We start from the raw sequence: 26,249 nt of genomic DNA, 5'->3' as shown, positions 1-26,249 counted from the left end.
TGTATCAAATATAAATATTAAGAATAACTAAGCTAATTTAATATCACAAGTTTCTCGAAACGGGAGGCTTTTGAGCCGTCCTGCTGCGAACGCACACTCACCCTATAGACATAAACGCCGCGGGCAAGCACATCATTGTATTCGTCCCGGCCATTCCAGGAAATGTCCGCCACATGGGCTTTGCTGGCATAAGAAGTCGTCTGCAGGGTTTTTACTAATTTGCCGGATATGGTGTAAATCTGCACTTGTATCTCGAGGTTTTGGCCTACTCTGTTATGGTCAAAGTGGAAGGTGGTGTTCGTGGAAAACGGGTTTGGGTGATTCAACACATGCTCTAACGCAAGACCGGCATCAATAGATACAAAAAACTCTATATATTCTTCTGTAGAGTTATTGTGCGTGTCCCAGGCCTTCAGCCGGAGCGAGTGCGGGCCCGCCTCCAGGTTTTTCAGCATATACTTTACCTGGCCCTTCTGGTAGTTGTCCTTTGCTGCGGTGTAATAGTCGTTCAACACAATGAGGTTGTCGGGATTTTCATCCAGGATGGCGGTAATCTCGTGTCCGATGCCCATGCCCGCCGTGTTGATGCCGTTGTCGTCGAACAGGTTGGCGAGCAGGGTGGTGGTACTGCCGGTGCTGCCCCCATGCACGAAAGACTCATCATCCATATATAACTTAACAGTGGGCGGGAGATTGTCTGCGGGAACGTTGGTGGCGGTGCCGCCGATGACAATGGATTGGTTGGCGCCCATGGCGTCGGTGGTGCTGTTGCTGGCGTACAGCGAAATCTTGCCCGAGCCGTAGTCGTAGGCGATGTCTTTGGGCACCACAAACGTGGTCTCGAACTGCCCCTGCTGCACGGTGGCCTTGCCGTCGTATATAATATTCTCCCGCACCTGTACCGGCACTTTCTGCGAGCTTTCATCCCCGAGGGTATAGCGGGTGGTCGGCTTCTCGTATACCGTCAGGTGCAGATCGCCGCTGAAACCGGAGGCTACGCTGCCGTTAGTTGCTGCTATATGGCCTTTCAGGGTTACTTTGCTCAGGGCACTGAGAGTGTCTGTGGTGGTTGCGGTGCCGTTTATATGCGTTATCTGTGCTTGCAGCGCCGGGTAGGCCAGTTGCATGGAGGGGTCGCTGAGGAGCGAGAAGTTGCGGTTGTTGACGCCGGTGGAGCCGCCGATGGAGTCGGTGATGCTGTTGTTCTTGGTCCGGAGCACCAAATCGCCGAGGCGTGGCATACGGCCATTCAGCGGCGTGAGGGCGAATTTGAAGAAGTTGCGGTTCAACACCCGGTTGTCGGTAGAGTACACGGGTCGGGTGGTGGTGACGAGGCCCACGGCACCGCCGCCCTCCAGCAGCAGGGCTGTTTCCGCCGCCGATACCCGGGTCGGGTCGTCGTAGCGGCCAAACTCGCAGGTGGCCGTCAGGAAGAAAGTCAACTTGTCCTTGTTCGTCCAGTTGTTGACCTGGGGCAGCGTCAGAATCTGCTCGGCCGCCAGGCTCACCTCATTACCATGCCCGGTGTAGTTGATGATAAGCGAGCCCTGCTCCACGGCCCGGTTGACGGCTTCGGTGGCCTCCGGCACCCGCTGGCCGTTAGAAACCGCCTGCTGCGGATATAAATCTATATATACCTTGTTGGGCGTGTAGGTTGGGAAATTATTTTCCACGTAGCGGGCCAGGTACTCGGCGTCGTCCTGGTGCTCGTTGCGGTCGCCGTCGTCGGCTACAAAGGTAATGCGGCTGCGCCAGCTTCCGAAATGGGCGGGGCTGTCATAGGCGATGATTTTGTTCACGGCAGTCGCCGCCTCCGCCGCTGATTTTACCGGCAGCCGCCCAATGCCGATGTCCAGCAGATGGTCTCCCAAGGTGTTCTCCGCCCACTCGCCCTCCTCCTCATCCAGAAAACCGAAATAATCCTCCGACGAGTAGCTGTTAATGGGGTGCAGCGACTCCCGCGACTCATATATGGGCACGAAGTTGGTGTTGTTGCGGATGCGGTTTTTATAGTCGTAGGAGGCGTCGCCGAAGAGCAGGAGGTAGAGCACGTCATCTCCGCGCTTGCCGCTGCGGCTGTGTACCAGGCGCATAAAGTCGCGGATGGCGGTTACGTCCTGCGCCCCGGACGAGAACTCGTTGTAGATCTGCTGCGGCGTGAACACCTGCACCTGCAGGTTGCTGTGCTGCGCCCGGTGGGCCGCCAGCCGGTTTGCCTCCTGCAGAAAAGCCGGGTGCGCCACAATCACAAAGTCGAGGGAGCCGTCGGCGTTGACGCTGTGTAAATTCTGGTTCGGCACTTTGCCTACGGCCGTTGGTTTTGCGCTGATGCTGCTGCCGTCAAATACCACGAACTCGCGGAGTATAGCGGTGGGTGCGCTGAAAGTGCCGTTGCTGAGTTGCTGTGCCTCGGGGTGCTGCGGGTTCGTCACATCCCACACAGTGGCTGCTGCTGGCGCCCCGGCTATGCTGAATGCGCTCACCGGCGCGGCTAAACTCGCCACCGACCGGAAACTGGTTTGCTCGCCATATAGCTTGAGCTGCCGCTTGTATATAAGCTCCAGGTAGTTGAGGTAGCCGAGGGAGGTGGAACTGCCGCCGGTGCCGAAAGCCAGGTTCACTTTATAATCGGTGGCGTTGCCGAGGGCCTGTTGGTTGAGGGTGTAGGTTATGGTGCTGTTGGTGCCCTCCGGGTGATAGTCATACGTGCCGCGCGAGGGAATGCTCTGGGAGCCGAGTTCCTGGCCGTTCAGGTTTACGGTAAAAGAGCAGGCGGCGGGGGAGTTCGCCATCAGCGCCGCCGTCAGCTGCACTTCAGAATTCGGCGCCACATCCGACACGGCAAAGGAAATATCGCGGGAGGCACTGAAGCTGCTGAACTCCTCGCCATACCACTCGCGGCCTGAGTATACCATATTCTTCAAATCCTGCTCATGAAACAGGTGCTCCTCATAGGTGCTGATGGTTTGGGTGGCGCCGGGTGCCGGGGCCCGGGTGCCCACCCGTAAGCCAGCTTCATAATTAACCCGTAGAAAGTAATAGGCGGTGTCGGAGTAGAGGTTGTAGGTATGCCGGAACTGCTGCTGCGTGGTGTCATAGGCCCAGGTGTGCGGCCCCTGCGCGTAAAACAGCGCATAATCCCCATCATCAAACTTCCCGTCCGCCTCGCCTGCCACCACAATGGCGTTCTCCTGCAGGTCGTCGGGGCGGGGGGCGCTGTTGGGCTGGGGCAGCATACCGCCGCCGTTGCCATACACCTGCAGCTTCTTCGGGTCGATATTTTGGGTGTTTAGGCCCAGCGCCTGCAGCACGCTTTTATCAATTTTATATATGCCCGATGCCGTCACGGCCAGTTTATACCACTCCCCGCTACGGAGCACCGAATTAGCTGCAAAGCTGCTGGCACTGGCCGTGCGGGCTTGCGTGGTGTTGGTGCCGTTGGCGGTATAGGAATAACGGAAGCGCACCAGCTTCTCCAACTGGTTGCTGTTCGGGTTGCGCCGGATGGGAAGAATGGTTATCAGGCTGACCGGCTGCCTGTGCTGCGTGGCAGGGTTTATATATACCTGCGGCTCGGATAGGAATTTATATATGTCCAGGAGTTTCTGCTCCTCCGGGGTGAAGGCTTGGTACTGCGTGTCTTTCAATTGGAAGTTGGAGGCATGGACGCCCGGCAGTTGCAGGCGGAAGTACGGCAGTCCTTCCACCGCATCCACGGAGGCGCCTGTAAATGTAGGGACTTTGCCGGATGGGTGGTGCGTGGGGAGTACAGCTGCCTGTCCCTGCCATTGCAGCGTGACTGTGGCTGTTGGGGCCTGCGCCTGCGCCGTCGTCAGTAAGCACAGCAGGAAAAGCGCGCATACATAAGCCAGTCGGGGAGGCCGCATCATCATCTACTCCTGTATAGTATATATAAAAGCTGCCTGCCGCACCTATATATAGCGGCAGGCAGCCTTCTCAACCAACAAATATACAGGTAATTTATTGTATGTCAGCGGGTGTCAGGCCTGCCGCAGCTCGTAGGTAAACGACTCCATGATGAGGTTTGCCAGGAGCTTGTTGCAGGCTTTCTCCACTTTCTCGCGCGCAATGTCCTCCGTCTCCGCTTCCAGTTGCAGCGTAATGTGCTTGCCGATGCGCACGTCGTTCACCTGGTCCAGGCCCAGGTGCTCCAGGCCCAGCAGCACGGCTTTTCCCTGTGGGTCGAGTAGTTCGGGGCGGGGCATTATATCTATTTCAGCGACAAATTTCATGAGGATTGGGATGTTTTTTTGATGATGGACAAAAGTATATACAACACGATAATCAGGGGTATCGCTGCGAATTTAAGAAGAGCCACCAAGATAACCGACAAACCAAGGAAAATAAACCGCACCGAGTTGTCCTGCCACGTCAGGTTCGTGAACTTGAGGGCGAACAGCGGCAGCTCGGCCACTAACAGAAACGAGAGCAGCACCGTAAGCACCAGCAGCACCAGCGGGTTCAGGATGATTTCGTAATGGATGAGGTCGCCGTAGCGCAGGATAAGCGGCAGCGAGGCCACGAAGAGTGTGCAGGCCGGAGTAGGCAATCCGATAAACGAGGTGGTCTGGCGCGTGTCGATGTTGAACTTAGCCAGCCGCAGCGCCGAGAAAATGGTGATCAGAAAACCGAAGAAGGCCACTATATAGGCGGGAATGCCCAGCACTTCCGCATCGGCCCGCTGCAGCAGCACAAACATGATAGTGCCCGGCACCACCCCAAAGGACACCATATCCGCCAGCGAGTCCAGTTGCTTGCCGATTTCGGAGTAGGCCTTCAGCACGCGCGCCACCATCCCGTCCAGGAAATCGAACACGGCGGCAACGCCCACCAGATAAGCCGTATAGACCAACTGGCCCTCGAAGGCGAAGTAGAGCGCCAGGCAGCCCGCGAACAGGTTGAGGCAGGTGATGGCGTTGGGGATGTGCTTTTTCATATATAAATCGCGGCGCAGCTTAGCGCAGGAAGGGGTTATGCCTTTTTTCGTAGCCGATGGTGGTCTCGGGGCCGTGGCCCGGATATACCGTCACGTCGTCGGGCAGGGCGAACATCTTTTCTCTGATGCTGGTGATGAGCGTGTCGAAATCGCCGCCGGGCAAATCGGTGCGGCCGATGCTGCCCTGGAACAGCACATCGCCCCCGATGCAGATTTTCTCCGGCCCGTTGTAAAACACGATATGGCCCGGTGCATGGCCCGGCGTAAAGAACACCTGCAGCTCCGTGTTCCCGAACTTCACACGGTCGCCCTCTTCCAGAAAGCTTGTCGGCAACACCTCCGCATACAGCGGAAAGCCATATGCCGGGGCGTAGGTGGGCACGGCGCGCAGCGTCTGCTCATCCTGCGGGTGAATCTCCAGGCCCACGCTGTAGGTGTCGGCCACAAACTTGTTGCCCAGCACGTGGTCTATATGGCAGTGGGTGTTCAGGAGGCGCACCACCTTCAGGCTGTTTTCTGCTATGTACTGCTTTAGCTGCTCGTGCTCTGCTTTCTCATAGCAGCCTGGGTCTATCACCACGCACTCGCGGGTGTCGTCGTGCAGCAGGTAGGTGTTTTCCTGGAACGGGTTAAAGGTAAGGCAGGTAACGTTCATAGGTTTGTGGGTTGAGGGGCAAGCACAAAAGAGGCTCCTAAGTTACTGATTTCACCTGTACATCGCGTAACTTGCCCCGATGAAATACGATTTTATAGTGGTTGGGCACGGCCTGGCTGGCGCCATACTAAGCTATACCTTACGCAAGCGCGGCCATCAGGTGCTGGTCATCGACGAGCCCCGGCCGAGCAGCGCCTCGCGGGTGGCAGCCGGTTTGCTGAACCCCGTCGCCGGGAAGCGCTTTGCCAAGTCGTGGATGGCCGACGAGTTTATACCTGCCGCCGACGCTTTTTACGCGGAGCTGGAGGCGCGTTTCGGGCAGGAACTCTTCACCCACAAACCGATCTATAAAATCTTCTCCTCCATCGAAGAACAGAACACCTGGATGGCCAGGAGCGGCAACGAGGGCTGGAATGATTTTATACTCGGCACCTACACGCAGCGCACCGGGCAGCCGGACATTCACGACCCTTACGGCGGCCTCATGATTGGCCGGGCCGGCAACCTGTTGGTGGAGACTATGCTGCACCTGCTGACGGAGGAACTGCTGGCACAGGGGCTGCTGCTGCCGGAGCGGTTTGAGATGGACGAACTGCAGCTCACTTCGCAGGGAGTAAAATACAAAGAGTACGAGGCGCGTCACCTTGTTTTCTGCGAGGGATTTCAGGTGATACACAACCCGTACTTTCGGTGGCTGCCGGTGCAGCCCACCAAGGGCGAGGTGCTGGAGGTGCAGGCGCAGAATTTTAACCCCGAATGCATCTATAACAAAGCCGTTTACGTTGTTCCGATAGGAGGGAGCAGGTTTTTGGTCGGGGCCACCTACGACTGGCGGGAGCCTGACGAGCAGCCTAGCGCGGAAGGACGGCAGGAACTCGCCACCCGCTTCAGCCAGATCACTTCACAGCATTTTAGCATTACTAACCACCGGGCTGGCATCCGGCCAGCCGTGCGCGACCGGAAACCGCTGGTGGGGGTGCACCCACAGTACCCGCAGCTGAGCGTTTTCAACGGCATGGGGTCGAAGGGGGTGCTGATGGCGCCTTACCTGGCGCAGCACTTCGCCGCCGCCCTGGCCGGTGAGGCAGAAGTGATGCCTGACATACGAATTTCAAGGTATTTATCGTTATATTACGACTATATAAAACCACAAAACACTCAACCCTAAGCGCATGCGTTTCCCCATTAGGTTTCTGTTGCTGTTTGTGCTTTGCTCCCTAACGGGTGCCGCCCTGCATGCGCAGCCAAACCGCGATATGTTCGGCAAGAGCCGGATACAATACAAGAACTTCGAGTGGAAGCTCTACAGCACGCAGAACTTTAACGTCTATTTTTACCAGGGCGGCGAGGAGGTGGCCAAAAACGCAGCGGAGTATGCCGAGAAGGAACTGCGCCGCATCACCAGCCTGATCGGGTACTACCCGTACTCTAAAATCACCCTGATGCTGTACAACTCGCCCACCGACCTGCTGCAGAGCAACATCGGCCTGAGCAACGACCAGTACCAGACCGGCGGCGAGACGCTCTTTATGAAGAGCAAGATTGAGATGGCCTACCAGGGCACCCAGACGGAGTTTAAGCGCGACCTGAGCTTCGAGCTGACGCAGCTGCTCATGAACGACATGATGTACGGCGGCAGCCTGAAAGAGGCGCTCCAGAGCAGCTACCTGCTGCGCCTGCCCGAGTGGTTTATAGGCGGCGTGGCGGCCTACACGGCAGAAGGGTGGAGCATACGCATGGACAACTATATGCGCGATATGCTGCTGAGGCAGGACAGGCAGCGCCCGGAGAAGCTGTTCGCCATCAACCCCGAACTCACCGGCCAGTCGGTCTGGAACTATATAGCGGAGCGCTATGGCTACACCGCCATCCAGAACATCCTGAACCTGACCCGCATTACCCGTGACGTGGAGATTGGCATCACCAGCAGCCTCAATATCCCGTACAAGCGCTTTCTGCAGGACTGGTACAACTACTATGTGCAGATAAACACCAGCGCCGACAGTCCGCTGGTGCCGCTGCCCGAAGAGCATAAGCTGTTCAGCAAGAACAAAGAGGGCCACTACTACGGCGAGCCGGTGCTGAACCCGGATGGCACGATGCTGGCCTACGTGAAGAACGACAACGGCATCTTCAAGATATTTGTGCAGGATGTGCGCCGCAAGCGCGACCGTGTGGTATGGCGCGCTGGCTACAAGAGTGTGGACCAGAAAGTGGACTACAAGATGCCGGTGCTGGCCTGGCGCTCTAACACAACGCTTGGCTTTATTGAGTCGAGGAGGGGAGAGATGCTGCTGCGGCAGGTAGACGCCCGCGACGGCTACTCCTTTATCCCTTTCGTGGAGAACCTGACCACTGCCGGTACGGTGCTGGAGCCCTTTGCGCTGGTAAACGGCATGAGCTATTCAGAGGACGGCAACAGCCTGGTGATAAGCGCGGTGCAGAACGGGCAAACTGACTTGTTTTTGCTGCGCGCCACCGGCCGCCTGCAGCGGCAACTCACCAACGACATATACGATGATATTGACCCTGCCTTCCTGAAAGGCAACAGTGGCATTGTCTTCAGCTCTAACCGCCCCGCCAATAGCACGGGGAGCGCCGGAGCCGCCACCTTCAGCAGCGTTGTGAACAACTACGACATCTTTCTGCTGCAGCAGGAGCAGGGACCTGACGCCAACATACGGCAGCTGACAACCTCTATTGCCAGCGAGCTGCTGCCAAGGGCAACGCAGGACGGCAGCTTTGTGTACCTGGGCGAGCAAAGCGGCATCCGCAGCCTCTACTCCTACAACCTCAGCACGGGCGCCAGCACGCCCGTCACCAGTTTTATCCAGGGCATCGAGGCCTACGACTATGTGCCGTCTGCCAATGTGCTGGCTTTGGTTGCGAAAAAAGATGCGCACCCCTTTGTGTACCTGCTGCCGCAGTTTACGCCCGCCACACTTCAGGAACTCCCGCGCACCTCACGCCAGATTATTCTGGAGACCCGCGCCCGCACAGCAAGCAATACAACCAACACGCAGAAAATAGTGGAGGACAACGGCACCGTGACCAGGCGCGCCAGCCCCAGCAGGCGCCAGGACGGGGAAGTGAACATCGACGATTACGAGTTTGAGAGCGACACTGCCGCCACGGCCACGGAGGAGAATGCCGAAACGAAACCCAGGGCAGCTATCCGCCGGGCCACTACCGCCAGGCCGTTTGAGATGGTGGGGCCCCTGGACTACGACGTGCGCTTCAGCGTGCAGGAGATTGTGACGTCGGTGCATGCCGACCCGCTGCTCGGCTTCGGCATTGTGGCGGGCGTGGGCATGAGCGACCTGTTCGAGAACCACCATATACAGGGCACGGCTTTTCTGCGCACCGACCTCGGGTCCAGCAGCTTCTGGGCCCAGTATATGAACCTGAAAAACCGCCTGGACGTAGGGGTGGAGTTTGAGCGCGAGACGCTGGAAGGGGGGCTGCTGAATGTGCCGGGGTCGCGGGTGCGTTTCGCCAAGAACGAGCTGAGCCCGAAGGTGGTGTTCCCGCTGAGCCACAGCACCAGCATCCACGTCATGCCCAAATTCGTGAGCACGCGCTTCACGTATATGAACGACTTTTATATACCCGACAGCGTGGAGAATTTCTGGGGAGGGAACGTGGAACTGGTATATGACAACAGCGTCCGGACCGGCATCAATATGCTGGAGGGAACCCGCCTGAAGATAGGAGCCTTGTCGCTCAAAGGGTTTAACGGCTCTGAAAGCAACTTCAACAAAGTTTATGTCGATTTCAGGAATTACCTGAAAATACACCGGGAGATTGTGCTGGCCACGCGCATCAGCTATGGCGCTTTTTTCGGCAACTCCGACAAGAAATTCCTGATTGGCGGCATGGACAACTGGCTACTGGCCGACCAGGACGAAACCTCCGAACTGAACGACGTGGAGGTCGGCTCGCCTGCCGACCTGTTCTACCTGGAGTACGTGACGCCGCTTAGGGGCTTTAACTACAACGTGCGCACGGGCAGCCGGCACCTGCTGGCTAATGCGGAACTGCGCATCCCGATTGTGCAGTACATCTACAACGGGCCCATCGCCTCGGGTTTTTTCCGGAACCTGCAGCTGACGGCCTTTGCGGATGCCGGCTCTGCCTATGACGGCGCCAATCCCTTTACAGGCGAGAACTCGATCAACACCCGCGTGATTGGCGGCGTCCTCAGCCCCACCGATCGGGATAACTTCGAGATTACCGTGGTCAACTACCGCAACCCGTTCCTGATAGGGTATGGGGTGGGCGCACGCACTACCTTGCTGGGCGTATATGGCAAGCTGGATGTGGCCTGGGGCGAGGCAGAGGAAAGCCGCACGGGGCCTAAGTTTTATGTGACGCTGGGCTATGATTTCTAAAGAAGCCTTATGAGTCGGGGAACCAGGCGCCTGAGTATTGGAAGCATACTGCTGCTGGGGCTGCTGGCCGCCTGGATCCACATGGCTGACAAAAACTATGTGTACAGGGCGCTCTTCTACAACCTGGCAGACATAGATGACAACGAGATATTTGAGCAGCGCGTGATAATGGCCCCGCAGGTGACCCAACCGTGGTCCAAAGCATCGGCGTATAATAAAATCACCTTTCCGGAGGAGTTGGAGCGCCTGCACGAAGAACTGTCGTCGGTGGCGTTTCTGGTCGTGAAAGACGATTCGCTCCTGCACGAGCAGTACTGGGACGGATATTCCAGCGCATCGCTGAGCAACTCTTTCTCTATGGCCAAAAGCATTGTGAGCATGCTGGTCGGCATCGCCATCAAAGAAGGGGACATCAAGAGCGTGAACCAGCCGGTGGGGGACTTCCTGCCGGAGTTTCGGGAAGGGGTCAAAGCCAAAATCAGGATACATGATCTGCTCCGGATGAGTTCCGGCCTTAACTGGGACGAGTCCTATATAAATCCCTTCTCCATGACCACTGAGAGCTATTATGGCTCTGACCTGAAAAAGATAATTGACAGGCTGGAGGCGGTGGACGAACCGGGCAGGGCCTTCACCTACAAAAGCGGCGACACGCAGGTGCTGGCTTTCGTGCTGCGGGCGGCCACCGGCAAAAGCCTGAGCCAACTGGTGGAGGAAAAGCTGTGGAGGCCGCTGGGGGCGGCGCACAACGCGGAGTGGAGCGTGGACAAACCCGACGGCATGGAGAAAGCCTACTGCTGCTTTTTCTCCAACGCCCGCGACCTGGCGCGCCTCGGCAGACTGTACCTGCACAACGGCGTCTGGAACGGCGACACCATCGTGCCGCCCGATTACGTGAAAGCCTCCCTCACGCCAACCAATCTCCCCAAGGCATCCGACGGCAGCAAGACCGATTTCTACGGCTACCAATGGTGGCTGCTGCCCGGCTACAAAGGCCATAACATCTTCTACGCGCGCGGCATCCTGGGCCAGTACATCATCGTGATCCCTGAGAAGAACCTTATCATTGTGCGGCTGGGCAAGGAGCGCAGTGAGGTAGTAAACAACCACCCCTCTGATGTGAGGGTGATAGTGGATGCGGTAAATAAGGTGGTGTCGTAGCCTTACAGGTGTTATACTACGGGGCGCACCAGGCGCGGCGGAACGCTCGCGCTGCGGTTTAATACCCTGCAAAACGCCGCTCATGTCTGAAGGGGCTGGGATTCCAAAGCCGGCCCTATATATAGGCAGCTTCGCTCAAAATATCCTAATCGCCCATCACAACATAATTCGGGTCTTCCAGGATATTGACGTCGATGACTTTGTCAGCATTTCTGAGCAGCTTCATGCAATCGGGGCTCAGGTGGCGCAGGTGCAGCTTTTTGCCTGCCTTATGGTAGCGCTCCGTCAATTTGTTCAGGGCCTCTATGCCAGACATGTCTGCCACTCTGCTTTCCCTGAAGTCGATGATCACTTCCTCCGGATCATTAACCACATCAAATTTCTCCGTAAAAGCGGCCACGGAACCGAAGAACAGTGGGCCGTACAACTCGTAGTGCTTTGCGCCGCTGCCGTCAACATACTTTCTGGCCCTGATGCGCTTGGCGCTTTCCCAGGCAAACACCAGTGCGGCTATAATCACACCAATCAGCACGGCCAGGGCCAGGTTGTGCAGCCATATAGTGATAACGGCTACCAGGATGCCTACAAACACATCATGCCGGGGCATTTTATTGATGATCCTGAAGCTGATCCATTCAAACGTGCCGAAGGCCACCATGATCATGACGCCTACTAAAGCTGCCATTGGCACTCTTTCGATGACGGGGGCTCCGAAAAGGATGATGGCCAGTATGGTGAGCGCCGCTACAATGCCCGCCAGCCGCGCCCGTGCCCCAGCCGAAAGGTTGACGAGTGTCTGAGCGATCATGGCGCAGCCACCCATCCCGAAGAAAAAGCCGTTCAGGAGGTTGGCACCGCCTTGCGCCACGCATTCCCTGTTGCTGCTCCCGCGCGTTCCGGTTATCTCATCCACCAGGTTCAGGGTGAGCAGGCTCTCCGTCAGGCCGACACCCGCCATAATCAGGGCATATGGAAAGATGATCTGCAGCGTGTCGGGGGTAAGCGGAACCTGTGGTATATGGAGGGGAGGAAAGCCGCCGCTTACGGAGGCAATGTCCATCACCGTTTTAGTCTCTATCCCAAAGCCGAGCACAATACCGAAGACAACCATAATGGCGACCAGGGAGGGGGGGATGGCTTTCGTGAATCTGGGCAGCAGTATGATAATGGCAATGGTGAGCGCCACCAGGCCAGCCATGACGTAGAGCGGCCCGCCGGAGAGCCAGGTAACTTCCCCGTTTACCACCGTCTTAAACTGCGCCAGCTGCGACATGAAGATGATGACAGCCAGCCCGTTCACGAAACCAAACATAACCGGCTGGGGCACGAGGCGGATAAACTTCCCGAGCTTAAATACCCCCACCACAATCTGAAGAACACCGGCCAGCGCCACTGCGGCAAACACATACTCAAGCCCATGCGATTGCATCAGGGCAATAAGCACCACGGCTGTGGCACCGGCCCCACCCGACACCATGCCCGGCCTGCCGCCAAACACCGCTGTCACCAAACCCATAATGAAGGCGGCATACAAACCCACCAGTGGCGGAAAACCAGCTAATATGGCGAAAGAAAGGGATTCCGGAATCATGGTCATGGCGACGGTAAGCCCGGCCAGCACCTCGGTTTTATAAGCTACTTTGTTACTGAAGTCGAAAAGGCGTAAATACTGTTTCATCCTTGAACATTAATACAAAAAATAGGGAAAACGGTACTGGCAGCAACCAGCGGGTGCTGAAAATACGGGCATATATAAAGAGGGATGGCTCCAGTGCCTGTGTAGGGAGGCGCTGGAGAAGCAAAAGAATTTAATCAGAAGGAACTCACGGGGGAGTAAGCGAAAGGAAGGGAGTGGCTTTTCTCATAGAGGGGGCAAAGGTAGGACTTTCGCAGGTAAGATGGAAGCGTATCTTATAGTTATATGCCAGGGAGGCTTTGGCAACAGCCTGAAAAGCAATGAGCCCCGCCTGCTACCGGAGCAGGCGGGGCTCATTGCCATATATAAGTTCCAAAGGAAAATTACGCGTTCACCAGGTGCAGCAGCGACTCGAAAATGGCGCGGCCGTCGGTATTGCCCAGTTCGGGGTCTACGGCGCGCTCCGGGTGCGGCATCATCCCGAACACGTTCTTCCGGGCGTTGCTCACACCGGCAATGTTCAGGAGGCTGCCGTTGATGTTATATATCTCGTGCGTGTCGGCCACGTTGCTGCTGTACTTAAACATGATCTGGTCGTTGTCGTGCAGCTGTTTCAGCGTTTCCTTGTCGGCATAATAGCAGCCTTCGCCGTGCGCCACCGGTATTTTGTAGGCCTTGTTCAGGTCCAGCAGCTGCGTGGGCAGCAGGTTGGTGGTCACCGGTTTTATATATACGTTGTCGCATATAAACTGCTGGTTCACGTTGCGCAGCAGCGCGCCCGGCAGCAGCCCGGCCTCCGTCAGAATCTGGAAACCGTTGCAGATGCCCATCACATACCCGCCGCGCTCCGCGTGCTGAATCACCTCCTGCATGATGGGGGAGAAGCGTGAAATTGCACCGGAGCGCAGGTAGTCGCCATAGGAGAAGCCACCCGGCAATAGTATAAAATCACAGCCCTGCAAGTCGTGGTCTTTGTGCCACAGCTTTACAACTTCCTGCTGCATGCCAATGCCGATGGCATCCACAAGGTCTTGGTCGCAGTTGGACCCCGGAAAAACGACTACACCAAATTTCATGGCACAAAGTTAAAACAAATTATGATTGGCAACATACCTGAGAGCAGCTTTCGTGGAGGCTGCCGAGCAAAGTTGGATAATTTTAGTTACTTTGCCACTGTACCATCTGATGATTAGCTTATGTTGCAGTCCATGACAGGCTTTGGCAGTGCACGCCTCGATACCGACCAGTACTCTATCTCCGTTGAAATCCGCTCGCTGAATTCCAAAAGCATGGACCTGAGCGTGCGCCTCCCCAAGTTTATCTCAGACCGGGAATACGACGTCCGGAACATGGTGCAGCGGGCGCTGGTGCGCGGCAAAGTGAGCGTGAACATCGAGTTTTCGAAGAACAGAGCCCAGAAGGCGAAGAACACCATCAACAAAGAACTGCTGCAGGCCTACTACAAAGAGTTGGATGCGGTGGCCGACACGCTGGGCGCAGGGAAAGAGGAGTTGTTCCGGCTGGCGCTGCACATGCCCGAGGTGCTGCAGCAGGAGCAGGAAGAGGAAGTGACCGATGCCGACTGGGGCAAGGTGCAGCCCCTGCTGGAGGAGGCCATCCAAAGCCTCAACGCCTTCCGGACGGACGAGGGAAAGGCGCTGACAGCCGAGATTATGTCGTATATAGACCGGATCCGGATTCTGCTGGCCGAGACAGACAAGCACGACCCGGTGCGGATGGAGAACATCCGCAACCGCATCCGGGGCCATATAAAGGAAATATCCTTGTCGGAGCATTTCGACAAGAACCGTTTTGAGCAGGAGATGGTGTACTATATAGAGAAGCTGGACATTGCCGAGGAGAAAGTGCGCCTCGTAAACCACCTGCACTATTTCACCGAGACTGTTTACCTGCCCGAGCCCACCGGCAAAAAGCTCGGCTTTATCTCGCAGGAGATCGGCCGCGAAATCAACACCATCGGCTCCAAGGCCAACGACGCGACCATCCAGCACCATGTGGTGGAGATGAAGGAAGAACTGGAGAAGATAAAGGAGCAGATCAACAACATCCTGTAAGGCAGAAGACTTGTATACCGGGCATATATAACTGACTCGGCTGCCGCCAAACTGAAAGCGCCTGCTGCTTATATGTAGCAGGCGCTTTGGGTATATATAGTTACTGCTGCAGGGCCGCCGCAAAATCCACGATCAACTGAAACACATCCCTGAACTCGGTGAGGGGCAGTTGAGCGGCGTAGTCGTTGGGATTGTGGTAGGCGGCGGTGCCGCCCAGGGTGTAGAAGAAGAAGGCCGGAACGCCTTTTTCGGAGAAAGGGTAGTGGTCGGAGTTGGCGGCTTTGCCCCGGCTTCTGAGCTGCGGCAGGTAGTAGTGCTTTTCGTTGATCTGTTGCAGCAGGTTGTATTCGGACTCGTGTACCTTCCCGTTCACGACCATCATGCCTTCGGAGCCGGTGCCCAGCAGGTCGAGGTTGATGAGGAAGCGGATTTGGGAAAGCGGGAAAAGCGGGTGCTCCGTGTAATAAAACGAACCCAGCAGCCCGGCTTCCTCGGCAGCAAAGGCCATAAATACCAAGCTGTAATCGGGCTTATTCTCCGGCTGACTGTAGTAAGCGGCCAGTTCCAGCAACATGGCGGTGCCGCTGGCGTTGTCGTTCGCCCCCGGGAAATACACGCCCTTGCCCTGGCCGCCCAGGTGATCGTAATGCGCCGTGAAAACCAGAAATGAATCGGGCTGAGTAGCGCCCTTTACGTAGGCTATCACGTTGTTTGCCTCGTGCTGCGGCTGTAGCTTGGCCTGCACCTCAAACGTAAGACTTTCAGCGTTAGCAGGCCAAGCCTGTTCCAGCACCTCCAGCACCGGCAGCGGCGCCTGATCCCGCGCCACAGAGGTCAGCAGCGCCTTTGGCTGCAGCACCACGTGCAGCTTTGCCTGCCGCAGTTGCTGCTGATAAGGTGCTGGCAACTGGCCTATCCGTTTCTGATCCTGTTGCTTATATAGAAGGGCTTTGTTCCTGAAGCTCTGGGAGAAGAACTTTCGGGCCGCCACGGCATCACTGAAAACGGCGGTATCCAGCGGAAGAATATGGGCCTTGCCCTTGCCGGAGGCGGAAGCTGCGTTGGCTACAAAATCTCTGCCCGGCTGCAGCGCCTTGCCCGCCACCTGTAACCGGGGCGTTTCCGTGATGGTGTTCACCGCAAAGCTGAAAGGCTGCATATAACTGCCGCCCAGCGGCTGCAGCCCCAGTTGCCGGAACCTGTTTTGTATATAATCGGCCGCTTTGGCATCACCGTTGTATATATAGCCGCGGCCGTGCATGGCGGCGGAGGTGAGGGTGTCGATGGTCTGGCGCACGTGGGGCATGTCCTGCGCTGTGCCCGCCGTGGCAGCCATATATACCAGCAGGAGCAGGATGTAGAGTCGCTTCATCGGCTAAAGATAAATTTTATCATCCTATATAAACGGCCCGCCGTGAAGCAGCATTGTATAAATAAGTATGCGGACAAAATTAATTCAAGCCACGCTCCCTCTTATAACTGTTATCCTGAAAGGGACCAGGGCCCCTTCCCCCGGGAGATAAGCCGTAGCGTTGCACTTTGGATGACAGCCCCCGAAGGAATGCTACTCAAATCAAATCTAAAGAGCGTCCGGAAGAAGGTGTTTTGGCCGCCACTGGACCAGGCACTGGCCAGGTTTCTGTTTTGAGTGTGCAGATTGGTATTCTCCAGGCTCAGGTTCTGGTAGCTTTTATAGAGCATCGCGTCAGCCCAGTTAGCCCCAGGGCCAATAGTAACGGTGGTCTGGGCAAGCAGGCTGCCGGAGAACAGGAGCAGGAAAGCACACAGTAATCCCAGCCCCTTGAAAAGGGGTAATATTGTTTTCATAAAGTTATATGGTTTAGTACTTAATTAATTTAAAACAGCTTTTTGTCGAACCTGCCTTCGGTGACGCGGATGGTATCGCAGCCAGGCTTTGAAAGCGTAAACTCAAACTTGCCAGCGATGATGCCGCTCTGCATGTCCAGCTTCGTGATTTCCAGCGTACCCTGAACATTATCCTCCCTCTCATATTCACAGGTCTGTGAACTGAAGGTTACTGTACCTATATCCGGATTACCAAAAGTATAGATTCCTTCATGGTCAAGCTGAGTCATATAAATATAGAAGTATTCATAAAATGCTGGATCATCTTTTATCTTGCTGAACGCCCTGATATCAAAGGAGCCACCTGAGTAGTTTGGGTTATACACAACATCAAGATTTGGTTCAAAAGTACTTGGCCTTCCCTTCGGCACCCATATCTCCCCGTTCACCATAGCTCCGAAAGTGTCCTTTCCTTCCATGGTTGCTTCTGGCAGGGAGGGTTCTACTTTGTCTTTCTTGCAGGACAGCAGCAGCATGCACAGCCCCAGTAAGGGTAAGTATTTAGTTAAGCGTTTCATGGCAGTTTCCTATGAAGGTTAAAAGTCAAGCTCTATGTCCTGGGTGGTTTTATAAAGCTCCTCCTCCCGATAGGCGGCTTTCTGCCGTTGTGTCTCCTGGCGGAGCGCCTTTAGCTTTTCATACTGCGCCGGCGTCAGCGCCTGCTGCAACTTTCTGAGTGCCTGTTCGTTGGCTTGCTGAAAGGAGGCCTTAGAAAGGATTTTTGACTTGTTTCTCTCCCTGATTTGGGCGAACTCCTCAGACCTTTCTACCAGCAGGGCATACACCTCCGTCTCCTGCTGGCTGGTGAGGGAAAGCTCATGGTCCAGCTTCTCCAGCATGGCCTGTGCTACCTGTGGTGGGGCGACGCTTAACGTGTCCTGGGCAAAGGCCTCTGAGCAGGCGAGGCCCCCAAAGAGAGCCATCATTAGAATTGATTTTTTCATGGTATACAAATTTGTTAAAGTAGCTTAGTAGCGGGCATTCAGCATCTTACATATACGCTCATTATGGCAGTTTTAGCGTCTGTGTCTCTAATTGTGGTAGCAATGCAGTAGTCTGTTCAGTAGCAGTGTATACTCCGCATACTCATTACAAGCTATATAATATGCAGCAGGCATGGGAAAGGCGCGTCTCTTGTTGCCATTCCTATACAACAATATAGCAATTATATAGATATAAAAAAAGTAATATATAATTGAGATAATATTTTTGATAATAGGATATTAGGCTTCTTCTTCAATGCATGATAGGTGGTATAGATAGAGCGTCGCTACGGCATATTAATAACTCAAGTATCTTCAATAACAAAGAAGAACCGGAGCATGAACCAGCACGGCTACGGTCTACACCAACTAACAAATTGGCTTATCTTTTCATCAGCAAAACGCTTACATTATCTTCCCTGCTATGGAAGGAGGAGCAGGTTAAATAGTATTGTACTAAGGCTTTCGGTACGAGAAGGAGGACTTTAGCTTATACACCTCAGATTTACCAGACATATATCCACTTAAAGAGCAAAATACCGAGGAGGCAGCCGATGGTGTTGGCCAGCACATCGATGATGTCGCCCTGGCGGCCAGGGATGAAGTGGTGCTGCATCAGCTCGATGAAAATGCCGAACATGCTGCTGATGAGGAGGGCGTAGCGGATAGGGTAGTGCTGGAGCCGAAGAAAGGTGAACTGTTTTGCCAACCCCACAATCATCAGGAAAGTCAGCACACTGAACAGAAAGGCGTGGGCAAAGGAATCGAAGGAGAACAGTTCCCAAACCGAGACAGCGGGCAGGGAAGAAGAGGGCAGCAGCGTCGTGACGAGAATCACTGCTGCCCAAAGAATGGTAAACAGGTTGTATCGGAGTATCAAGCCTATCTATATATAAACTACTGGCCTATCACCTCGCGGTAGCCCGCAGCCGTCAGCAGGCCATCAATCTGGCTGGCGTCGCCGATGGACATCCGGATGATCCAGCCGTCGCCGTAGGGGTCAGAGTTCACCAGCTCCGGGCTGTTGTCGAGCTTCGGGTTCACCTCCAGCACCGTGCCGCTCAGCGGGCTGAACAGGTCTGAAACCGTCTTCACAGCCTCTACCGTCCCGAACACGTCGTGCTGGCTGATTTCCTTGTCGACAGTGTCGATGTCTACGTAAACGATGTCACCCAGCTCGCTCTGTGCAAAATCGGTGATGCCCACCACGGCCACATCGCCTTCCACGCGCACCCACTCGTGGTCTTTGGTGTACTTTAGGTTATCAGGTAAGTTCATGAGTTTTATTTGAAGTTGTTTCCCGTCAAAATTACGGTCTTTTTGGCAATGCTAAAATTTTATTGCAGACTTACTCTCAGCTGAACGCCGCCCTCGGTCACACTGTTGCGGAACGAGGTCGAAATCTTCGGGTCCGACACGGTGCGCAGCAGGTAGAACTGCAGGTTCAGGCGCTGGCTCAGCACATAGTCGATGGTGGGGCGCAGCTGCAACTGGCGCGTGCCGTTGGTGATCTGGTTCTGGATGCGCTCCGTCCCTGCGTCGTCGGTGGAGATGGCCCGCTGCACCGTCTGGTTGTCGCGCACCGAGAGGTCGAGGCGCATGGTCAGCTCGTTTTCCAGCACTTTGCGCTCCCCGCCGATTTTGAATGGAATCCGGAAGTTGCTGGTGGTATAGCCAAGCCCGATCACATAGTCCTTCACGTTGGTCTCCGTCACCTGCGCGTTTGTCAGGTTCAGCGACAGGTTCCGCTCGATCTTGTACTCTAGGCGGCCGGTCAGGTTGTTTTTGGTGCGGAAGTTAATGCCCAGCAGCGGCGCGAGGCGCTCCAGCACCGTCAGCTGGTTCACGATGTAGTACGACTCCAGGCGGCCGTTCTCGTTCAGCTGTGTCGGGAACCCGCCGGGTTCCTGGTCATATATGAGCGAGGTGGTGAAGCTGGTGATGTTGTAGCTGGAGTTATAAGCGTGCGAGAGGCTGATCTGGCTGAACCACTTCTGGAACAGCGGCAGGCGCTCCAGCCCGTTGTAATCGATGCGCCAGTTCGGGATGGGCAGGCGCTCGAAGGGACTTTTCTCGGCCTTTGCCTCGTACCCGTTGATGTCGCGGCCCTGGTAGGCGTACAGGAACGACTTCATCAGTACCTCCTGCGAGTTCAGGGTATAGCCGGAGTCTCCGGCAAACTCGTTGGCGACGGTGAGCTTGTCGTGTACGTTGTGGCGGTAGCGCACAAAGTTGTTGAAGGCCTCCGACGTACCGTCTGCCGTTGACTCGAACAGCGTGCCCAGCGCCAGGAACGAGGTGCTGAACGAGCCCGAGGTAAACGGGTTCTGGCGTTGGTCCGTCTCGCTGATGTCCCCGAAATCATCAAACTCCTTGCGGTAGAATATCTCATCGATCACCGACTTGGTGCGGCGCGCATCCAGCTGTATGTTGAAGTTGCGGAACGGCTCCAGGTTGGCGCGTGCGGTAAAGGTCTGGGTGTTGAGGGCGCTGAACGGCGTGTTGAGGTACTGGCTGCTGTCGGTGTACCAGCCGTTGGTGTGGGCGCGGTAATACAGGTCGTCCAGATCATATTGGCGGCCCAGGATAAACGGCAGCCCCGGTGCCTCAAAGTCATCGTCGAAGCCGAAGAAAGAAGGCGTCGGCAGGTAGCCCGGCATCATGGAGCCGCGGTTCTCGAGGTAGGCCACGTTCAGCGAGCGCGTCATCATCAGCAGCCGCGCCAGCCCCCTCAGCACCTTCAGGTCGGCTTTCGGCTTGGTGGCGGCTGCCGTGTCGCCGGGAACCGGTGCAGCCACCGGGCTGGCTGGCGTGGGCGAGTTCACATCTTTCAGGAACTTCACCTTGTTGTAGAGCTTCACCATGTCGATCTTGCCGTTTACGCTAAGCTCGGTGCTGTTCTCGGCCGTGTTGCCCAGCTGGAAATCCGCCGCCTGGTTGAGGGCCGTGGAGCCCGCCGTCCATATATAGGTGGCGGCGTAGCGGGTTTCGGCATCCAGCCAGTCGGTGAGCGGGAACTTGTCGAAGGGCAGCTTGTAGTTGAGGGCCACCAGTTGGTTGAAGTTGGTGTTGCGGCCCCCGCGCATCAGGTTCTCCCATATCACCCTGTTCTTGTACTGCAGGGAATCCACCTCGTTGTTGATGCGTGCGTAGGGCTCGTCCACCACGGCGCGGTTCGTGGCCGTGTAGTCCAGCGAGAGGCTCTTGGTCAGGTCCCAGCGCATGTCGTAGATGCGGTTGAAGTAGAAGTACTTCTGGAAGGTCGGCGTGAGCCCCCTGGTCGTCACGAAGCCGGTCTCCTGGTCGGGGCGCTGCAGGTACACTTCGTTGTAGAAGCGGTTGAGGTCGGCGCGCACTGCAAAGCGGCTCGGCACCAGCGAGAAGTTGAAGTCTTTAATCGGGCGCAGGTACGGCGAGTTGAGCCCCTGCACATTGGCAAACGGCGTGTAGTTCTTCGGCTCGTTGTTGTAGGTGTAGGCCACGCCGCCCGTGTAGGTCTTGCTGTAGTCGCGGTCTGTCTCCACGTTGGTGAACAGGCGCTCGGCGTAGGAATAGGAGAAAGAGAGGTTCTCCACGTCGTACAGGCGCACCCGCGCCGCCGGGTCCACCCGCTCTTTGCGCACGTTCAGCAGGCTGATGCTTCTGCGGGTTTCGCGGGTGGTCACTTCTTTCCGGTAGGCCCGCCGCTGATCGTCCGAGTCAAACTTGGTGAGCGACTGCTCCAGCGGCACGTCCTTGTCCAGCGGGTCAAACTGCGGCTCGCTGTAGAGGGTGCCGTATTGCAGGGTAAGCGGCACCTTAATGCCCCACTGCTGCGGCAGGAACTTGTCCATGACAATGTTGGCGCTCACGTCGAACAGGGCGGTGTTCTCGCGGGCGCGCTGCGCTATTTTCTGCTGCAGGCCCCCGAAGCCGATGGTGGTATAGGCGCCCGTGGCGGTAATGTTGGCAAAGTCGGCCAGCTTGGTGTTCAGGCGCGCGTTGCCCGCCCAGCCGGTCTGGTTGCGGAAGTCAGTCACGCGCAGCTCATCCGCCCATATACACACCGAGTGCGGGCGGTTGTCGCCGTTGGCGTCGCGGGGGTTGCGCACGCCAATCATAATGCCCTCCACCTCGCTGAAGTCCGGGTTGCCCACCACGCGTATCAGGGTGCCGTCCGGCAGCGTTTTCTCATAAGGCACATATAAAAAGGTGTGGTCGGGGTCACTGTTTCGTTCAACCTTTGCATCCACCAGGTCCTGCAGCGCTATCGCTATCTGGTTCTGCTCGGGCCATATGTCCTCCACCATGTTGCTGCCCGGCGCGGTTATTTTCAGGGGCACCACATATTCGTAGTAGTTCTGGGTAAAGTCGGTGCCGATCCGGATAAAGGCCTGCACATCGCCGTCCCGGACAGACGGGTCGCTCGACTCGGCGTGCAGGAACATCTTCAGCTGCTTATATATCAGCATGTCGAGGGAGATGTTCTTATATACCGCTTTGGAGAAAGAGTCTTTCAGGTCTTCCACGCACAGCTGCAGCGACTGCTCGTTCTGGCGGCGGTCGTTCACGGAGGCGTAGTCGCGGAGGCGGTTGATGCCCGGCGGAACCTTGTACGGAATATTGTTCTCATTTGCCAGCGCCTGCCCGTTCTCCTCTATGTTGACGGTGGACACGGTAAAGCTGCGGGCGTCGTCGGTGCAGGTGAGGCAGGGGGTGCCGTCGGTGATGGGTTGCTCAAACTTGCGCCACTGGTTGGCGATAAACTGGAACTGCACGAAGCGCAGCACCACCGGATCGGCAAACTGCGTGAGGTACATGCGCATAAACCGGATGGACTTGAAGCCGCTGATGCCGCCCACGGTGTTGGTAGGCTGGCGCACCGGTATCCGGAACTGGTACCACGTGGCGTCGGTCTCCTCGTCCTGCACCGCGTCCACGATATAATTCTGGCCCACCTCCAACTGCCCGGGGCGCAGGCTAACCTTGTATTCGTAGTACTGCTCCAGGTCGTTTATCACGTTGTCGCGGTTCAGGTCCTCCTTGTCGGGGAAGGCGTAATTGGCGAAGCGGCTGTCCTCGGGAGAGTTGTTCTCCATGCCGTTGTAGTTCTTGTAGCGCGCCAGGATGCCTGCGTTACGCTGGTCATATATAGGGTCGAGGTGGTGGAGGAAGTTATCGGCCGAGGGGTCATCGAGCACCGTCTGCGGCGGGGTGCCCGGTATGCGGTCCAGGAAGCTTTGCTGGAAATAGGTGCCTTCGTTGGCGTCGCCGAGTCCGTCCAGGCCGATGTCCTGGCTCTGGCGCGCACCCGGCACGGCAGAGAAGGCGTCTGTCAGGAACTGCTGCTGCGTCACGCGGCCCCAGATGGTCTCCTCCAGGTCCTGCACATCCTCGGCGCCGGTCGGCAGGCCGTTCTCGAAGGCGTACTCGTTGTCTTTCAGGATGTCCTCTGACACGCTGCCCAGGTTCAGGACCAGTTCGCCGCCCTCGTTGCTTGTTATTTCATTGCCCTCCGCGTCTGTCCGGCCGTTCGGGCCCCCAATAAAGGGGTCCAGGAGCCAGAACTCCACATACTCGATGTTGGCGTTGTCGAAGTCCGTGTCGAACGAGATTTCCCGGCTGATGCCGCCCCAGTTGTTGCGCGGGTCTCCGGCCAGCAGGCCCTGCGGCGTCAGGTCCGGGTTGTAGTTGTACTGGCCTCTTTCCTGTGGGTAGTAAGCCACGTCGAACGTGTACTCAAACGTGTTCGACATTTCCGCGTCGCGCTCGGGGAACACCTCGGTGCGCCTTACCGGCCGCACGTACTGGTTCTCCAAATCCTCGTCCGAAATGTTGTCGGGCTTCAGGTTGTCGCTGTTGCGGTAGAAGATCTGGTCGATGGTATACCAGGCGATTTTGGCGCGGTTGTACGAGTACTCCAGGCCAGGCCCCGGCACCAGCGGGGCAGGCGTGGCTGCCAGGCGCCAGTTGGTGTTGTTGAAGCCGCCCAGGCTGTAAGGCGTCTCCGCCCCTCGAAGTCGTCTATATAGGAAGCGCCGTCCTCGTTGGCGTTGGACTTGGTCTGCCCCGGAATCAGCTGCGCAAACTCCCCGCTGAAGGTCACGAGCGAGGGCTCCTTCGTCTGGATCAGCGGAATGGCATCCGTCATCTTCGTCAGGAAACGGGATTCTTTCTGCAGGTTGAGGTCAAAGCCGTAGATGGTGTTGTTGGTGGGCTCGTCGCCGATGCTCACGCGGTTTATATAGGCCTGCTCGTTGATGGTGAGCACCGTCGCGCCCAGGTTTACGTCGTCGCTCAGGCGGTAGTCGAAGCGGGCCCCCAGCATGGTGCGGGGCTGTATGTTCAGCAGTTCGGCCTTCTCGTAGGTCACGCGAAGGTCGTTGGCCGAGCTGATATAGCTTGGGTTCAGGATTTTGATCCGGCCCAGGTCGTAGAACACCTGGTAGTCGGTGCCCTCCACCAGGCGCGTGCCGCCCGAGTACACCGCCACGGAGCCCTCCGCTATCCGGAAGCCCGGCAGCATGATCTCATCGGCGGAGGAGGCCTGGAAACGGCCGTTTATATAGAACTTGGCTTTTACGTTGTTCTGCTGCGCGTCGGTCTGTGTCTGCTCGTACAATTCCTGGAACACGTACTTCTCGATCAGCTCCGGGCGGCCCTCCAGTTTCTGGGCGAGGTAGTCGCCGAAGGGCTCCACCTGCGGAAAGAAGATGCGGCCCGTCTCCGGGTCGATGGTGATGCCCGACAGGAAGTCGAAGTTGCCGTCGCTGGGCTTGTCGTTGTTGGTGTTTACGTTGTCGAGGTTGAATACCTCCACCAGCGGGATGTTCTGGATGGGGCTCGGCTCCTTGATGCTGGTGATGTCTACGCCTGTTTCGTCGTCTTTATATATAAGCTGGAGTTGGAAGTTCTCGCGGTTCAGCTGCGTGGCGTCAAGGCTGTAGACGTTCTTCATCATCAGGTCCCAGGTGGGGTACTCCAGCGAGGGGCTCGTGGCGCGCAGCAGTTTCAGGTGTACCACCTCCTCCGAGTTCAGGTTCTGGTAATCGTCCACCAACTCGCCCACCTGGTAGGTCTTGCCGTTGTACGTGTACTCAAAGGCCACGCCCAGCACCTGGTCGGGCAGCAGCTGCGTGTTCAGGGATATATAGCCCAACTGCGGGTTGAACTTATATTCCCGCGGGTCCAGCTTGCGGGCGCGCACGTGCTCAAAGTCGATGCCCTTCTTCAGGCCGAGGCTGTTCAGGTACGTGTCTACCTGCGAGTTGTCGCGGGCGCTGCTGTTCCGGGCTATCTGGCCATATAGGGTGTTGGCGGCGTTGTCGGCGGGTGCCGTGGCGGGCCTCCCGCTCCCGAACTGGTCCCGGAAGGGGTCTGCCTCGCCCAGGTCCATATAGGCCACCATGTTGCGCAGGTTCTCGGTGGAGCGGTTGTTGTTGGTCACGTACAGCTCGAGGCGGCGGATGACGATGCCGGAGTTGACCAGCGGCAGGTTCTTGAGCGACTCGTTGTAGCGGCCCCTGAAAAACTGGGACAGGTAAAAGTGGCGGTTGTTGTCGTACTCATCCACCCGGATGGAGAAACGCTTGTTCTGCGCCCCGTTCTGCACCACCACCTCGTCGTTGGTGCCTCGCACGCTGGAGGCGATGGTGGTGACGCCGAGGCGGCCGAATTGCAGCTGCGTCTTGATGCCGAACAGGTTCTGGGCGCCCATGATGAGGGAGTTGTTGAGCGGCAGGCTCACGTTACCGGCCTCCACCTTGCGCACTATCTCCTCCTCGTAGCCGGTATAGTCCAGCTTCATGTTGTTCTCGAAGTCGAAGTTGGCGTTGTTGTCCCAGTTGAAGTTGAGGCGCATTTTCTCCCCGATCTGGCCCACCAGGTTCAGCGAGATGTTCTGCTCGAAGTCGAAGTCGCCGGTGCGCTGCTGGCTGAGCGGGATGCTGGGGTTCTGGTTCCGGTTAAAGCGAGCCCCGAACTTGAGCGACACGTTGCCGTTGGGCTGGATGTCCACGTAGTTGCCGCCGAAGATGCGGTCGAACATGGGGCTTATATATAGCTTGGGGATAAGGCGGTTGCTGCTCACCACGCTCTCGCCGTCCAGCCCGGCAGACTTGGCCCGCCAGTAGTCGCGGATGGCCTGGCGCTGCTGCCACTCCGAGTACTCGCGCAGCGACATGGTGGAGGGCGGGCGGTAGTTGATGTCCCCGATGGTTTCGGTGATCCGGTACTCCTGCAGGCTGTCGTCCAACTCCACGTTCAACTGGAGGTTGCTGGGCTGGCCCAGCAGCAGGGGGGAGGAGTTGGGGCGCGTGCTGAAAGGGCTCCCCCGCCTGTCGGAGGGGACAAAGGTAGGCCTGCGGCTCGGGATATACGCTTCGGAAGAGTCTTTGCGGACCGTGTCCTGCGGCAGCTGAAGGTTTTTGAGGATGGTAAATTTGAAACGGCTTGCCGAGCGCAGTTCTTCCGCCTGCGACCACCAGCCCAGCATAGAAATAGTAGCAACCGTAGCCAAAAGCAGGTGGCCTTTTTTACTCTTCCAG

The 26,249-nt window shown here is 56.9% G+C and carries 18 protein-coding genes; 4 read left to right on the top strand and 14 right to left on the bottom strand.

From position 1 onward, the window contains the following. Window positions 1-32: 32 nt before the first annotated feature. The 4 genes from porU to GSQ62_RS08975 all read right to left on the bottom strand — a co-directional run bounded on the left by porU (window position 33) and on the right by GSQ62_RS08975 (window position 5,612). Window positions 33-3,893: a type IX secretion system sortase PorU gene (porU, locus tag GSQ62_RS08990; RefSeq protein WP_237587106.1), complete on the bottom strand. Its 3,861-nt coding sequence runs from the start codon at window positions 3,891-3,893 to the stop codon at window positions 33-35. 108 nt (window positions 3,894-4,001) lie between these two features. Next, entirely contained in the window at window positions 4,002-4,253 is a 252-nt protein-coding gene (gene purS, locus GSQ62_RS08985; RefSeq protein WP_161889192.1) for a phosphoribosylformylglycinamidine synthase subunit PurS, read from the bottom strand. Beyond that, window positions 4,250-4,957: a CDP-diacylglycerol--serine O-phosphatidyltransferase gene (pssA, locus tag GSQ62_RS08980; RefSeq protein ID WP_161889191.1), complete on the bottom strand. Its 708-nt coding sequence runs from the start codon at window positions 4,955-4,957 to the stop codon at window positions 4,250-4,252. Before pssA ends, purS begins: the two co-directional genes overlap by 4 nt. 19 nt (window positions 4,958-4,976) lie before the next feature. Further along, window positions 4,977-5,612, bottom strand: a complete 636-nt coding sequence (locus tag GSQ62_RS08975; protein WP_161889190.1) for an MBL fold metallo-hydrolase — start codon at window positions 5,610-5,612, stop codon at window positions 4,977-4,979. A 79-nt stretch (window positions 5,613-5,691) separates the two neighbouring features. Between GSQ62_RS08975 and GSQ62_RS08970 the strand changes: the two genes are divergently transcribed. The 3 genes from GSQ62_RS08970 to GSQ62_RS08960 are packed head-to-tail and all read left to right on the top strand — an operon-like array spanning window position 5,692 to window position 11,164. Continuing rightward, entirely contained in the window at window positions 5,692-6,780 is a 1,089-nt protein-coding gene (locus GSQ62_RS08970) for an NAD(P)/FAD-dependent oxidoreductase (protein ID WP_161889189.1), read from the top strand. Between the two features lie 4 nt (window positions 6,781-6,784). After that, complete coding sequence (locus tag GSQ62_RS08965; RefSeq protein ID WP_161889188.1) at window positions 6,785-10,003, top strand: hypothetical protein; 3,219 nt, start codon at window positions 6,785-6,787, stop codon at window positions 10,001-10,003. Window positions 10,004-10,012: 9 nt separating this feature from the next. After that, window positions 10,013-11,164, top strand: a complete 1,152-nt coding sequence (locus GSQ62_RS08960) for a serine hydrolase domain-containing protein (RefSeq protein ID WP_161889187.1) — start codon at window positions 10,013-10,015, stop codon at window positions 11,162-11,164. A 145-nt stretch (window positions 11,165-11,309) separates the two neighbouring features. Here the strand turns inward: GSQ62_RS08960 and GSQ62_RS08955 are convergent, their stop codons facing one another. Together GSQ62_RS08955 and purQ are read right to left on the bottom strand one after the other, a co-directional pair. Further along, complete coding sequence (locus GSQ62_RS08955) at window positions 11,310-12,842, bottom strand: SulP family inorganic anion transporter (protein WP_161889186.1); 1,533 nt, start codon at window positions 12,840-12,842, stop codon at window positions 11,310-11,312. 341 nt (window positions 12,843-13,183) lie between these two features. Further along, window positions 13,184-13,876 (bottom strand): phosphoribosylformylglycinamidine synthase subunit PurQ, encoded by a 693-nt coding sequence (purQ, locus tag GSQ62_RS08950; protein WP_161889185.1) that lies wholly within the window; start codon window positions 13,874-13,876, stop codon window positions 13,184-13,186. Window positions 13,877-13,996: 120 nt separating this feature from the next. Between purQ and GSQ62_RS08945 the strand changes: the two genes are divergently transcribed. Further along, entirely contained in the window at window positions 13,997-14,875 is an 879-nt protein-coding gene (locus GSQ62_RS08945; protein ID WP_161889184.1) for a YicC/YloC family endoribonuclease, read from the top strand. A 100-nt stretch (window positions 14,876-14,975) separates the two neighbouring features. Here GSQ62_RS08945 and GSQ62_RS08940 read toward each other — a convergent pair whose 3' ends face one another. The 8 genes from GSQ62_RS08940 to sov (GSQ62_RS20985) all read right to left on the bottom strand — a co-directional run bounded on the left by GSQ62_RS08940 (window position 14,976) and on the right by sov (GSQ62_RS20985) (window position 26,221). Further along, a complete protein-coding gene (locus GSQ62_RS08940; protein WP_161889183.1) occupies window positions 14,976-16,247 on the bottom strand; it encodes a M28 family metallopeptidase in 1,272 nt (423 codons plus the stop codon). A gap of 110 nt (window positions 16,248-16,357) precedes the next feature. Next, window positions 16,358-16,702, bottom strand: a complete 345-nt coding sequence (locus tag GSQ62_RS08935; RefSeq protein WP_161889182.1) for a hypothetical protein — start codon at window positions 16,700-16,702, stop codon at window positions 16,358-16,360. A gap of 29 nt (window positions 16,703-16,731) precedes the next feature. Then, the gene (locus tag GSQ62_RS08930; RefSeq protein WP_161889181.1) at window positions 16,732-17,259 is read right to left on the bottom strand and encodes a hypothetical protein; all 528 of its coding nucleotides are present in this window, start codon (window positions 17,257-17,259) and stop codon (window positions 16,732-16,734) included. A gap of 18 nt (window positions 17,260-17,277) precedes the next feature. Then, the gene (locus tag GSQ62_RS08925; protein WP_161889180.1) at window positions 17,278-17,685 is read right to left on the bottom strand and encodes a hypothetical protein; all 408 of its coding nucleotides are present in this window, start codon (window positions 17,683-17,685) and stop codon (window positions 17,278-17,280) included. Between the two features lie 544 nt (window positions 17,686-18,229). Then, a complete protein-coding gene (locus GSQ62_RS08920) occupies window positions 18,230-18,604 on the bottom strand; it encodes a VanZ family protein (protein WP_237587105.1) in 375 nt (124 codons plus the stop codon). A 17-nt stretch (window positions 18,605-18,621) separates the two neighbouring features. Continuing rightward, the gene (gcvH, locus tag GSQ62_RS08915; RefSeq protein ID WP_161889179.1) at window positions 18,622-19,002 is read right to left on the bottom strand and encodes a glycine cleavage system protein GcvH; all 381 of its coding nucleotides are present in this window, start codon (window positions 19,000-19,002) and stop codon (window positions 18,622-18,624) included. A gap of 59 nt (window positions 19,003-19,061) precedes the next feature. Then, the gene (sov, locus tag GSQ62_RS20990; RefSeq protein WP_262886656.1) at window positions 19,062-23,666 is read right to left on the bottom strand and encodes a T9SS outer membrane translocon Sov/SprA; all 4,605 of its coding nucleotides are present in this window, start codon (window positions 23,664-23,666) and stop codon (window positions 19,062-19,064) included. Further along, on the bottom strand, window positions 23,549-26,221 hold the full coding sequence (sov, locus tag GSQ62_RS20985; protein ID WP_262886650.1) for a T9SS outer membrane translocon Sov/SprA: 2,673 nt from the start codon (window positions 26,219-26,221) through the stop codon (window positions 23,549-23,551). The genes sov (GSQ62_RS20990) and sov (GSQ62_RS20985) overlap by 118 nt, the downstream gene beginning before the upstream one ends. Window positions 26,222-26,249 lie beyond the last annotated feature (28 nt).

This window comes from Pontibacter russatus (genome assembly GCF_009931655.1).
Lineage (GTDB): Bacteria > Bacteroidota > Bacteroidia > Cytophagales > Hymenobacteraceae > Pontibacter > Pontibacter russatus.
This window is presented reverse-complemented; position numbering and strand designations above follow the sequence as displayed.

Coding starts and splice junctions, on each gene's coding strand:
- porU (WP_237587106.1), bottom strand. CDS start 3,893: ATGATGATGCGGCCTCCCCGACTGGCTTATGTATGCGCGCTTTTCCTG.
- purS (WP_161889192.1), bottom strand. CDS start 4,253: ATGAAATTTGTCGCTGAAATAGATATAATGCCCCGCCCCGAACTACTC.
- pssA (WP_161889191.1), bottom strand. CDS start 4,957: ATGAAAAAGCACATCCCCAACGCCATCACCTGCCTCAACCTGTTCGCG.
- GSQ62_RS08975 (WP_161889190.1), bottom strand. CDS start 5,612: ATGAACGTTACCTGCCTTACCTTTAACCCGTTCCAGGAAAACACCTAC.
- GSQ62_RS08970 (WP_161889189.1), top strand. CDS start 5,692: ATGAAATACGATTTTATAGTGGTTGGGCACGGCCTGGCTGGCGCCATA.
- GSQ62_RS08965 (WP_161889188.1), top strand. CDS start 6,785: ATGCGTTTCCCCATTAGGTTTCTGTTGCTGTTTGTGCTTTGCTCCCTA.
- GSQ62_RS08960 (WP_161889187.1), top strand. CDS start 10,013: ATGAGTCGGGGAACCAGGCGCCTGAGTATTGGAAGCATACTGCTGCTG.
- GSQ62_RS08955 (WP_161889186.1), bottom strand. CDS start 12,842: ATGAAACAGTATTTACGCCTTTTCGACTTCAGTAACAAAGTAGCTTAT.
- purQ (WP_161889185.1), bottom strand. CDS start 13,876: ATGAAATTTGGTGTAGTCGTTTTTCCGGGGTCCAACTGCGACCAAGAC.
- GSQ62_RS08945 (WP_161889184.1), top strand. CDS start 13,997: ATGTTGCAGTCCATGACAGGCTTTGGCAGTGCACGCCTCGATACCGAC.
- GSQ62_RS08940 (WP_161889183.1), bottom strand. CDS start 16,247: ATGAAGCGACTCTACATCCTGCTCCTGCTGGTATATATGGCTGCCACG.
- GSQ62_RS08935 (WP_161889182.1), bottom strand. CDS start 16,702: ATGAAAACAATATTACCCCTTTTCAAGGGGCTGGGATTACTGTGTGCT.
- GSQ62_RS08930 (WP_161889181.1), bottom strand. CDS start 17,259: ATGAAACGCTTAACTAAATACTTACCCTTACTGGGGCTGTGCATGCTG.
- GSQ62_RS08925 (WP_161889180.1), bottom strand. CDS start 17,685: ATGAAAAAATCAATTCTAATGATGGCTCTCTTTGGGGGCCTCGCCTGC.
- gcvH (WP_161889179.1), bottom strand. CDS start 19,002: ATGAACTTACCTGATAACCTAAAGTACACCAAAGACCACGAGTGGGTG.